The sequence below is a fragment of the Aporhodopirellula aestuarii genome (assembly GCF_023701485.1).
GTDB classification, from domain to species: Bacteria; Planctomycetota; Planctomycetia; order Pirellulales; family Pirellulaceae; genus Rhodopirellula; species Rhodopirellula aestuarii.
In genome coordinates this window covers 16,519-28,290 of record NZ_JAMQBK010000022.1, presented here as the reverse complement: position 1 = coordinate 28,290, position 11,772 = coordinate 16,519, and the positions used below count along the sequence as shown (strand labels likewise).

Here is an 11,772-nt window from a genome sequence, read left to right as displayed (position 1 = left end):
CACGTTCAACGGCGAACCGCATTGGGCGACGAGTTCAGCCAAGCGGCCGGATCGAAGGAGATCAATCGATGCCCGGCGAGCACTCAGCGGTTGGTCACCAAGCCAGAACCGCTTAAGTGAATTGGCGAGGGCGTTCAGACGGCGTCTTTGTTCTCGCTCTCTTCGATGGCAGCTTCCGAGTTGCGGGCCGTTTGAGTGCGACTGCTCAGGTCGGTCAACAACGCCAAGCCTTCTTTGACGCAGATGGCAGCAATCAATAGTGCGGCAACGGCGGCGACGATCTTAAGCATGGGCAGGTTCACAAGCGCGACCGCAGCGAGACCGCACAGCATCGCGATACCAGCTTGACCGAACTTCATCATCGCTTGCATGCGAGTCGTGTGGCTCTGCGTCTGGTGGCTGCGGGTAATCGCACTGCGAGCCGAGGCGTTGGCAAGCTCTCGCATCGCCGATAAATCGCTGTTGCGCTCAGGTGCTTGCGAACGTGGGACCAACGGAGCATCGGGATCCGGTGCAACCGGTTGTTCCTTCGAAGTCACTTCGTTTTCGTTGGTCTCGGAGGTTGCCGAAGGAACCTCTTTGGCAACGGGCTCCACCGGTTTGGCAACCTTTTTGGGAGCCACGGGCGCGGGCGAAGTCGGTGAACTGGACGGTTGTCCTTGAACACGTTGCAACAGACGGTTCATGTAGGCTTCGATGGAATCGTCTTCAGGTTCACCGCTGCCGCTGTCCGAAGCCCCTGCGACGACCGTGTCAGCCACCGCAGTGACGTTCGGTTTACTGATCTCGTCCTGGACATCGTCCTCGGATTCGTATTCGTCTCGATGGAAGTCTTCGCGGTATTGATCGATTCCAGTCTTCAGTTGTGGCGTCGCCTCTTCAGCCTCATCCGCCGAGACTTCTTCTTGGACTTCGTTGGCGGGTGCTTCCTCGGCGACGTCTTCCGATTGCCAGTCGTTGCGACCATTCCACATTGCCGTGGCGGAGTTGTCGTCAAGCGAGGCGGCATCGGCATCGTCGCCATCATGAGACGAGTGTTCCTTGGGGGTGATTCCAAGGTCACGCATCAATTGATCGGCGAGCGATCCGGTCGCGATGTCCGAGGACGGTTCAGACGCTTCGTCTTCATTTGACCACTCGTCTTGGCTGTCGTCGGCGAACGACGATGTGTACGGTGGTTCGACATCGAACGATCCGACGGCTTCGACCGATTCTTGCGAATCGAACGTTGCGTCCGAAACGGGCGAGTCGATCTGTTCATCCGATTCGTATTGTTCCCGAGGCAACAGATACGTTTGCGATTCTTCAGGCCATGCAGGCAAATCTTCCGCGACGGGTTGAACCGTTTCTGGTTCCATTTCAGACTCAGACTGTTCGTCCGACGCGGTTGTGCGCCAGTTCGGTTCGTCCGATGTTTGGTCTTCCGATGCAGGCTCGTCAACGATCTCAGATTGGGGTTCGTCACCGAAAGCCTGTTCGTCAACGAGAGCGGAAGCCTCGACGACCGGCTCATCGGCGAGGACAGGTTCTTCAGTGACTGGCTCTTCTTCGACTGGTGTCTCAGCAACTGGCTCCTCAGCGACTGAATCATCTGCGTGGACCGCCTCCTCGGTGCTCTGCCAAGCCGACGCGGATTCCTCGGTCGGAACCGGAGGCATTGCGGACGGCAAATCCGATGCAACGACATCGTCAGTTTCGGAGAAATACGACATTGATGTCGATTGTTCTTCGTCGCTTCGATTTTCTGGTCTTGGTTCGACTGATGAGTAGGTCGGCCAAACGTCTTGATCGTCGATCGACTCCGATGGCTCGGTTGCCCAAGCGGCGGCCGGTTGCGAAGTCGCTTCCTCGGTCACGGTGTGAGAAGTAGGAACATCGTTTGGTGTGTCAAACGATCCCACATCCTCGGCGGCGGCTGACGGTTCGTCCGATTCCGGCTCCACATTCACGTGTGGTGTCGCGAGCTGAGCATCGGGATTTGTTTCGACTTCCCATTGAGGAGCATCGCTTGCCAAAAGAATGTCGTTTTCGCCAGCCGAACTCGGCTCGGGGTGCAGGTCGATCGATTGGTCGTCATCGTTGTCGAGAGCCAGTTCCGAGGTGTCCGTGACTTCTGATTCGATATCAGTGGATGGAAGATCGTTGCCGATCAGTCCGAATTTGGGTGTCGATGTTGGTTCTGGTGCAGAGTCCGATTTGAACGACGCGTCTGAGACGCCAATCACTTGGCGGGTTTGTTGTTCGAGATGTTCGATCCGATCGAGCGTGTCGTCATGGTCGCGATTGGAGCGATCGAACAGCTCACGTGAGTCTTTGGCATCTTGCAAGGCGCTGTCACGCTGGCGACGGAGTTCGTCTTGTTCGCGAATCGCGTGGTCACGCTCGGCTTGCATTTCTTGGAGTTCTTGCATCGCCGCTTGAAGTTTGGCTTCGGCGGCGAGCCGAGCCGATTCGGCTTCGTCGCGAACACGAACGGCTTGTTCGCATTTCTGACGTGCGTCAGCGAGGTGAGATTGAGCTTCTTGGTATCGACGTTCGGCCTGTTCTTGTTGGCGAACCCAATTGGCTCGTTCAATTTCAACGGCTTCGTTGTCCTGTCCGAGACGCGCTTTCAAGGTGAGCAATTCGTCACGTTCTGCCAGGACGGCGTTGCGCTGCGCAGCGGCGTCATCGCGTTCTTGACGAGCAAGGATCACGTCGTTGCGAGCGGATTCGAGATCGCGACGTGCGGCTTCGCAATCCATCTTGGCAGCGTCACAGGCACCTCGTGCGACTTCGCATTCTTGCAGTGCCGCTTCACGCTCGGCGCGAGCTTCGTCGCGTTCGGCATGGGCCCCGGTGAGTTGATCGACGAGGTGTTGGTTTTCCTCACGCAATCGGGAAAGCTGTGCTTGGGCACCGGCGAGGTCGACCGACAATTCTTCGAGATTCGTGCGAAGCGTTTCGACTTCCGCGGTCCATGAGTCACGATCGTTTTCATAACGCTCGCGATTTTCACGGATGGTTTCTTCCAGATTGGTGATGGTGCGGCGTGCGAGTTCGCAATCCTTGTCGAGCGATTCGGCGTCGAGTCGTGCGGAAGCGATTTCGCTCTGCAGTTCCTCAATCTCGTTACGCAGTTGTTCTTCGATCGATTCGAGTTCGACGCAGCGGACGGCTAGCTTCTTACGCGCCGATTCACTTTTGGCCTGTGCCTCGATGGAGGCATCACGTTCCTCGGCGATTTCGTCACGCTGTGCGATCGCTTCATCGCGATCAAACTCGAGGTCTTCGACTCGGCGTTGATGATCGCGGTTGCGTTCGGCTTCGAGTTGTTGCAGCGTTTCCTGTTGTTGCGACAAGAGCACGAGTTGTTCGTTGAGCGACGCGAATTTCTCTCGCATCTGCTCAACCGCCGATGTCGCCGCTTCGGCTTGCAGACGCGACGCGCGGATTCGCTCTTCGCCCTCGGCAATCTTTTGCTGGTGGATCGTTTCTTGTCGTTTGTATCGGTCTTGTTCCTCGAGTAGTCGTTCGATCTGCTGGCGATGCAAACGATCGCGTCCGTCGAGACGTTCCTGTTGGAGACGCAAGTGCTCACGACCGGCGGACAGTTCTTCTTGTTGGAGTTGCAGTTCGTCGCGGTGCTTGAGCAGGTCTTGATAGCGGCGTTGGAACTCTTCGTGGACTTCAATCGCGGCGGACTCCTGCGTTTGCAGTTCCTCCTCGCGTTGCTGCAGCGTTTGCATTTGCTGTTCGAGCGTGCGTTGCTGTTCCACCAGTTCGCGTTCTCGGGTCTTGCACCACGCGTCGCGGCGTTGGACATCTTGCTTGAGGGCTCGCCACTGTTTGGCTTCTTCGTGGAACGATTTGCTCCAATCCTGCGAAGCGTCCTCGCCCCGGCTGTCGGCATGCCCGTCAAAGCCGACCAGCCCATGGGCAACCGCTTGGCTGACCGCATCGACCGGACGCGGCGTGTTTTCGAGAAGTTCGAATTCGTAAGCGCCGAGTTTCAGTCGATCGCCGACGCTGATCATGCCTTCGGTGACACGAACGTTGTTGATTTGGATCGGCACCGAGTAGGCACGAACAAGAATTCGTTCGTGGTCGCGAATCAGGACCGCGTGCAGAGGCCGTAGCGTCTCGTCCTCGAGCCGGATCGAACAACCAACGCCGCTGCCTAAGGTGTAGCGGGCTCCGGCGAGTCGCAATCGGCGGGTCGGTTGCCCTTCGCAGCGAACTCGAAACTCGATACTCGGATCACGCCGCCATGTCGAAGGCGTTTGAGCCCATCGATCCAATTCCGCTTGATTTTGATCGTCAGACGAAGTCCGGCGTCCCAGCGATTCTTCTTTCGCGGTTGTACTCACGGCGTTACCTGTCATCGAGGGCTGCGAGAAATCCGATTGCCACGACGAAACCTCAAAGCTGGCAGCAGCTTCATCGAGCGAGGTCGTTGCGGACGGTGTGAATTGGGAGTGTTCGTTGGCCACCACGGATTTCCTTCTCACGGGGGGTGTGTTCCAAAGTCGGCTACGAAGGCCCACTTATTCACAATGGATCGGTTGTAACGGTCATACGCATGAAAGGAACTGCGGAGAATTTGCGACTGATTCGAGAAATTTGCTGAAGCAATAGGAAAAATGCCGGTTTCAATGTGAAAATCAAAGTTTTCTTGGAGCCCGGCGTACGAACCGGGAGCGTGTTGCGTCGCGCCTGATGCCCACTGAAGGATTTGCAAGATCAAGGCAGGGATCGGAAGGCTGGCCGGCATACTCGGTGCTGCGACTCGTCCGTCGATACAGATAACGAACGCAGGCGGAAAACTCGTTATTTGCGGACCGACGTGGGAGTCCTTGCAGTGGGCGGGGAACCGGTCGAAGTGGGACTCGCGTTGAGACGAAATGCAGGCCGTCTCCCCACTCAAATCACGAGCCGGTTTCAGCGTGGGGGCAATTCCCGCACGATGAAATCCGAAAAGTGGGAATTATTTTTGGTGTGGTGTCCGCTGCCCCCCGCTAATTTGCATAGATATGATGAAAGCGGTCATAAGGCACCGCGAAAATCGATCCCCTTTGAGATTTCACCAGAATCGCCCCTTTTCCGGAGAGCAAACCATGTCTCGCTTTACAAAACGCATCTGTCAATTTTGCCTGATCGCCGCGTCAATCTTCGCGTTCAACAGCGCCTCGACCGCTGAGGCCGGTGGATACCGCCAGACCTATTCGTCATGGAACTACCACCCCACACGGACGTATTACTACAGCACGTACCGCTACCAACCGGTCGTGACCGTGCCGACGTATCACCACCACTACTGCATCCACTATCCATCGCGACCACGGTATGTGTACTACTACAACCCCGTCCGCCGCGTCTATTGGGGCCGATACGACTTGCAAGCGGCCGGTTACTCGATGCTGAAACCGGAAGACCAAAAGGGCGATCTCGAAGCGATTCCAGAAGAAGCGTTCCCAGAACCAGCCGCCATGCCTCCGATTCCTGAATCCAGCGACGGCGTGGCGATGGCGAAACCGGAACTCAAAGATCTGCCGAGCATCAAGGCAGACGTCGACACCCCGTAGTTGGGTCGGTCGAAACGTTGATCAGATTCGTGCCCTCGTCGGAGAGATCCGGCGAGGGTTTTTCGTTGCGGTTGAGCTGATTGGCGGCCGATTTCGTAGACGGCCGATTAATAGCATGTTGAAGCTGCTCTAGCTGGCGATCGCCCCGATCCATTTGAGCAATTCATGGACGACCATGGCGATGAAGACAAACAGTCCTCCCAGGACGACAACCATCACCGCGAAGATCGCCAGCAGGATCGGCCAAGCGTGAGCGTTGTGTTTGCCGTCTTCGTAATGCTCGCGCATGAGCTTGAGGTTGCGGCTATTGGCGCGAAAAAATAGGTCGAAGACGTTTCCCGCCACCGGCACGCTGCCCACGACTGCATCGAGGACCACGTTGCCCAGCATCCGCAGCACCAGCATCGGACTGGCCCCGTGTTTTGCCATTGTCGCGATCAAAACGCCCGACATCGCCAGGCTGACCGCGTCTCCGGCGCCAGGGAGCAAACCCAGCAGGAAGTCCAATCCGAATCGGATACGGGTGCCCGGGATTCGAAACTTCGCATCCAACAGTTTGGTGGTGTTGTCCACCCATCGCATCGGTTTCGGTTGAGAGATCGATGATGGAGGCGGATTGCGTTTCAAGGCGACGAGACCAAGTGCGTTGGGGGGAAGACGGTCGATTCGACTGCCGACATCCTAACGCGTCCCGAGCTCATCCGCCCGAGGGGCGTCTCGGCTAGGCGGCTCTCACGATCGAGTCGGCGTGCATGTCGTCGATTACCGCGCAGACATGTTCCACGCCGATCGCTCGCATCGCTCGGTTGTCGGCGTTGCGGCGATGACGTCGGCTGCCCGATTCGTACTGCAATTGCAATGCCACGTGTCCGTAAGGACCGGAGTCACCGGGGCGTGTCGCGCCGTAGAGGCCGATCGTCCGCGTCCCTACCGCGACCGCCATGTGTAGTGGACCGGTGTCGCCGCTGAGGAACAAATCACTGGTTTCGATTAACGCTGCGAGCGTTTTCAAAGAGGTATCGGGGGCTAGCGTGGCGGTCTTCTCGGACAGCTCCACGATTTCCTCGGCCATCAGCCGTTCTTCAAATGATCCCCAAACGACCAAACTTTGGTAGCCGTATCGGTCAGCGAGATAGCGAGCGGTGGATGCGAAGCGATCCGCTTCCCACAATTTGGATTTCCACGTTCCCCCTGGATTTAAAATCGCCACGTGAGGGGCTCGGATCGAATTTCGATAGTTGGCGGCCCATTTCCGGTCCGCCGGCTCGAGCGGTAGATCCCAGCGAACATCGGGGTTGTGGATACCCAGCGGCGTCAGCAGTTCGAGCGATCGATCGGTGACATGGTGGAATACGGGGGCAACCGTTTCGCTATTAAAGAATCGGCTCAACTCCATCGCGTGTTTTCCGGAGAAACCGATCCGCTGTTTGGCACCGGACAGTTTTCCCGCCAGAGCGGACTTCGAGTTGCCTTGGCAATCGATCGCGATGTCGAATCGATGCTCACGAAGTGCTGCCCGAGCGGCGAGCAGACCTTTGGGTGAGGTGAACCAACCTCGCTGCAGTTCGATGACCGTGTCAATCGCTCGATGGCCGCGAACCATGGGGGCCGATTTGGTTTCGACGACCCATCCGATGTATGCCTCCGGAAAATGGTCTCGCAAACTGCACGCAACCGGTAGCGTCAGGATCGCATCCCCAATCGCACTCATTCGAGAAATCAGAATGCGCGGAGAAACCAGCGGGGTTTCAAATTCGGACATCGTTTTGGTCTTTGTGTCGCGGGGGCGTCGAGGTGGACACTGCAAACCTAACAATCCGACGGAACCGATCACCAGATCACTTTTTCATGTCCGGTACAACCCGTAAAACCACCTTAGTAATTATCAGGTGTTTTGCAAATCCAAAGAATCTGCGTGATTTGCGTAAATACCCCCCGGGCTGCCTTGCCGGACTGCAAAGCAACTGTACTATTGACCGTAACCTGTTGTCTGCTACCGCTTTGTCGGAAATTTGACAACTGCCCCGACCCTCGTACCCCCGTCTCCTGGAGGAGACTCGTGATGGCTCGATTTAAATCATTCTTCGTCTGCGCTGCTTTCTTTGCTCTTGCACCCGCCGGTGTCGTCTTATCGACGACTGCAGCGAACGCAGACTGGACTGACAATGTGTTTCCGATCAAGAGCCATAACTTCGGCACGGTCGCGGTAGCATCCAAAACGGAATTCCAATTCCCGATTTACAACACGACCGGCCGCGAGATGCACATTCGTGAAGTCCGCGCCAGCTGTGGATGCACGACTCCGATTCTGTCGTCAAACTACATCCCCGCTGGTGAAAAGGGCTTCCTCACCGCTCGCTTCAACACGCCGACCTTCCGTGGCAAAAAGGGAGCGACACTGACCGTCGTAATCGACCAACCGTTCTACACCGAAGTCCAATTGAAAGTGGACGGCTACATCCGCAGCGACATGGTCTTCCATCCCGGCAGTGTTGAATTCGGAACGATCAACCAAGGCGACACCAAAACCGGCTCGACCAAAATCTACTACGCCGGACGGAGTGATTGGCAAGTCGTCGACATTCGGGCCAACCAACCTTGGTTGATTCCAAAGTTCACGCAGGTCGAACGGGGACCGGGCAAAGCCACTTATGAATTGACCATCGCGGTTCGTGAAGACGCTCCCGCGGGATTGTTCCAAGACGAAGTGATCGTGCAAACGAACGACCGCAGCATGCCGCGGGTTCCACTTCGCGTTTCGGGCAACGTGGTCACATCGTTGACCATCTCGCCAAAATCGATCGCTTTCGGATCAGTGAAACCGGGCCAGGAAATCGTCCAACGGCTTGTGATTACCGGCCGCGAACCGTTCGCAATTGCGTCGATCAAGTGTCCCGGCTGGAACGTCGACTTCGACCAAAACGATGTGGAAAAGAAAATTCACGTGATCAGTGTCAAAATGACGCCAAACGGTGCTCATGGAACGCAGCGATCGGCGTTGACAATTGAGACCGCTGGTGACAAGTCGATCACCGCAACCGCGATTGTGACGGCGGACGTGATCAGCGACCAAATCGCGGTCATCCGCTAATCGCTCGAAAGAGCAGCGATCCAAACGTAAACCAGAATGCCCGCTGATTTCGATCAGCGGGCTTTTTTCGTAGGAGGTCGCCAGTCGTGGGATTCGACGGATGCGACCCGTTTGCGTCCGTCCGAAACGAGCGACTGAGCAGACAGGTAGGTGAGCCCAGGGAAGATTCACCCTGGTTGAACAACGCCACTCTTGAAGTATTTTCACGTAGCTCGGTCTCTTTGAGACCGAGAATTGCGCGTGTTACGGGCTTTCCGAGCCTCGGCTACTTGAGAGGCGAATGCTCCAGTACGCGTGCCAGAAAGTTTCGCTGTCCAGCTAGAGCATTGATGCCTCGCGGTAGCCACCGTCGTCAGACGGTGGACCACGTTCTGGCGAACGTGGCTCCTCGCGAGAGCCTACGTCCTTTCAAAAATGCTTTAGGCGAGCAGCATGTAGATAATCGTTTGCGCCGCAACGATTCGCATGACCATGGTCAGCGGATAGACGGCTGCGTAACCGGTCGCACACGCCGACGAATCACTGAGTGTGTTGGCGAAAGCGAGGGCGGGCGGGTCAGTCATGCTGCCGGCGACAACGCCGCACAGCGTGAGGTAATTGACTTTGAACACGAGTCGTCCGACCAAACCGACGATGAGTAGTGGGACCATCGTGACGACCAATCCGGCCAACATCCACAGCAAGCCTTGCGAGGTCAACGCGACGCTGAAAAACGTCTTGCCCGCTGACAAACCGGCACTGGCGAGGAACAAGATGATGCCCAATTCCCGCAGTGCCAAGTTGGCTGATAATGGAATGTGCCACACGAATTTGCCCAACTTGCCGAGCAGGCTGAACACGATTGCCGCGATTAGCGGACCACCGGCCAAGCCGAGCTTGACTGGGAATGGAACGCCCGGGATCGAGATCGGTATCAAACCAAGCACGACGCCGACAAAGACCCCTAGGAATACCGGTGCGAACTGGGTTTCGTTGAGTGCTTTGACTGAGTTGCCGACCAATTGGGTGACGCGGTCGACCGATTCCTCGTCACCGACCACGTGCAGCACGTCGCCATACTGCAAACGGCTCGAGCCTCGGCCAGGCATTTCGACGCCTGAGCGGATGATGCGAGTGATCGTGGAGTTGTAGATCAAGTCGAGCGACAGGTCACGGAGCGTTTTGTTGATCACGTCGGGCTCGGTGACGACGATGCGGCGATGACAGGCTTCGCTCTTGTAATCCATCAAGTCGAAATCCGAACGACGGCCGATCAGTGGTTCAAACCGATCCAGTCCCGCTTCGGTACCGACGACTTGGATGACGTCGCCGGGATGCAGAACCGTTTGATCCGTCGCGGGATCGACCGTCAGTGCATCTCCCCGTTTAATTCGTGAAATCCGGACTCCGGTTTCTTCGATCCCCGGAATATCGCCAAAGCGTCGTTCGGACAGGTGCGCGTTGTCCACGAGGATGCATCTGCGGACGATCGGCTCGAAACCGGCACCGGAAAGTTTTGCGGCGGATTCCGCTTCGGCTTCGATATCGATTTTAAACAGCGACTTGAGAATCACCATCGTCGCGATGATGCCGAGAATACCACCGGGATACGCGACCGCGTACGCCGATGCGAGCATGCCGAGATCGGTATCCGCGTCCACCACGGTCGCCGCGGCCTGCTGCGCCGCACCGAGCGAGGGGGTGTTGGTGGTCGCTCCACTGAACAGACCGCCCGCGGCGAGTCCCGGCAAATCGATGATTGAATGAAACATCAGGATCAACAACACGCCCATCACGACCACCGCGACGGCAAGTCCATTGAGCACCAGTCCTTGGTCCTTCCACAATTGCACGATACCGGGGCCGAGCTGCAGTCCGATCGTGAACACGAATAGGACGAGGCCAAACTCTTTGGCAAATTCCGCGACATCATGGTCGAGTGTCGCGCCCCAGTGACCGGCGAGAATGCCTACGAACATCACGCCCGCAGATCCGAGGCCGATTTTGCGGATACGTACACCGCCGATGACTAATCCACCGACGGCAACGCCGACGATGGCCAAAATGGAAAAGGTAACCGGATTCACAGTAACTAAGTTGGTTGTACGACAAGCGGATTGTGAGAAGATCGCACCGGACTTCTATCTATTTCTGTTGTCGGCACGACAGAGGCAGATTGTGCAGAACGACCACTGCCAGTGAAAGGTAGCTTTGCCAAACGCCCCAACCGCTTCCCCTAAATCATGTCACAGGGGGAAAACTGCACCCTGAGGTCGCGGTTTAAATTGTCGCAGGCAAACGAACAGGGGACACGAAATTTACCCTGTTGGCCTTCCGCAGATCACCTGCAACTGCCAATCGCAACATGATTTTCACGTGATTTGCGCAGTCGATTCAGACGCGTCGGAAGCCGCCCGTGGTCAATAGATGCGATCGCAACCGATCGCGGCACCGCATGGCGAACTCGGCAACCGATGCGGTCCGGTAATCGGGGTACGTCCAACGGTGATGCACCCACCGACCGCCCATGTAATTCAACGTGACTTCGGCAAAGATGCCGTCTTTCAAGTACAGCCGATGGTCGCGATCTTTGATCGTTGCGAGCACCAATTTCGCTTGTGTGATGTAACCGGGGTCCAAGTTCAATGGCCTAGGCTCATCATGATTACTCAGTTCGGCGTATTCGTGTTCCCATTCGTTGGTCGCGGATTTCCAGTCCGCCAAACCAGCGGGATCGGCGAACTGTTGCACCGCAACGAGCACCTTGGTCAACCCCGTCCCCATTTCGGCATCGTAGAACCCGCCGGCGGTGAATGAGGACGGTTCGGAAACCTCTGCCGTGGCACCCCATCTTTGCGTCAACCGCTCGACGGCCCACTGACGCGCCTCCGGGTGTCGTGAAATCACAGCACAAAAGCGAACCACCGGTTCAATCAGTCGTGGGGCAGCCATCCAAATACCAAACGAAAACAGGATCGACGAAGCGTTGTTGAACAAGCGTTAAGTCAACAGCGAGAGATCGCTGATGACCAAAAACGCAAACGAACCGAGACAAAGAGTACAACGTTTGTCTCAAGCCTTCATCTCCCCCACATCTGCCGAGCGATGGCGTAAAATGCTTCGACGCGGCAACACGAC

General features: G+C 56.8%; 7 protein-coding genes. 2 read left to right on the top strand and 5 right to left on the bottom strand.

Features of this window, described 5'->3' with window-relative positions; all coding sequences use genetic code 11:
- Window positions 1-134: 134 nt before the first annotated feature.
- The gene (locus NB063_RS07190) at window positions 135-4,472 is read right to left on the bottom strand and encodes an FHA domain-containing protein (RefSeq protein WP_250928081.1); all 4,338 of its coding nucleotides are present in this window, start codon (window positions 4,470-4,472) and stop codon (window positions 135-137) included.
- Window positions 4,473-5,096: 624 nt separating this feature from the next.
- On the opposite strand from NB063_RS07190, the gene NB063_RS07185 reads away from it, so the two are divergent.
- A complete protein-coding gene (locus NB063_RS07185) occupies window positions 5,097-5,564 on the top strand; it encodes a hypothetical protein (protein WP_250928080.1) in 468 nt (155 codons plus the stop codon).
- 129 nt (window positions 5,565-5,693) lie between these two features.
- Here the strand turns inward: NB063_RS07185 and NB063_RS07180 are convergent, their stop codons facing one another.
- Window positions 5,694-6,191, bottom strand: a complete 498-nt coding sequence (locus NB063_RS07180; RefSeq protein WP_250928079.1) for a DUF4112 domain-containing protein — start codon at window positions 6,189-6,191, stop codon at window positions 5,694-5,696.
- Window positions 6,192-6,285: 94 nt separating this feature from the next.
- Window positions 6,286-7,326: a glycosyltransferase family 9 protein gene (locus tag NB063_RS07175; protein WP_250928078.1), complete on the bottom strand. Its 1,041-nt coding sequence runs from the start codon at window positions 7,324-7,326 to the stop codon at window positions 6,286-6,288.
- A 300-nt stretch (window positions 7,327-7,626) separates the two neighbouring features.
- Here NB063_RS07175 and NB063_RS07170 point away from each other — a divergent pair, with 300 nt between their 5' ends.
- Window positions 7,627-8,655, top strand: coding sequence for a DUF1573 domain-containing protein (locus tag NB063_RS07170; protein WP_250928077.1), 1,029 nt, complete (start codon window positions 7,627-7,629; stop codon window positions 8,653-8,655).
- 419 nt (window positions 8,656-9,074) lie between these two features.
- Here the strand turns inward: NB063_RS07170 and NB063_RS07165 are convergent, their stop codons facing one another.
- Together NB063_RS07165 and NB063_RS07160 are read right to left on the bottom strand one after the other, a co-directional pair.
- Window positions 9,075-10,721, bottom strand: coding sequence for a putative transporter (locus NB063_RS07165; RefSeq protein WP_250928076.1), 1,647 nt, complete (start codon window positions 10,719-10,721; stop codon window positions 9,075-9,077).
- 307 nt (window positions 10,722-11,028) lie between these two features.
- On the bottom strand, window positions 11,029-11,586 hold the full coding sequence (locus NB063_RS07160; protein ID WP_250928075.1) for a DUF4416 family protein: 558 nt from the start codon (window positions 11,584-11,586) through the stop codon (window positions 11,029-11,031).
- Between the last annotated feature and the right edge of the window lie 186 nt (window positions 11,587-11,772).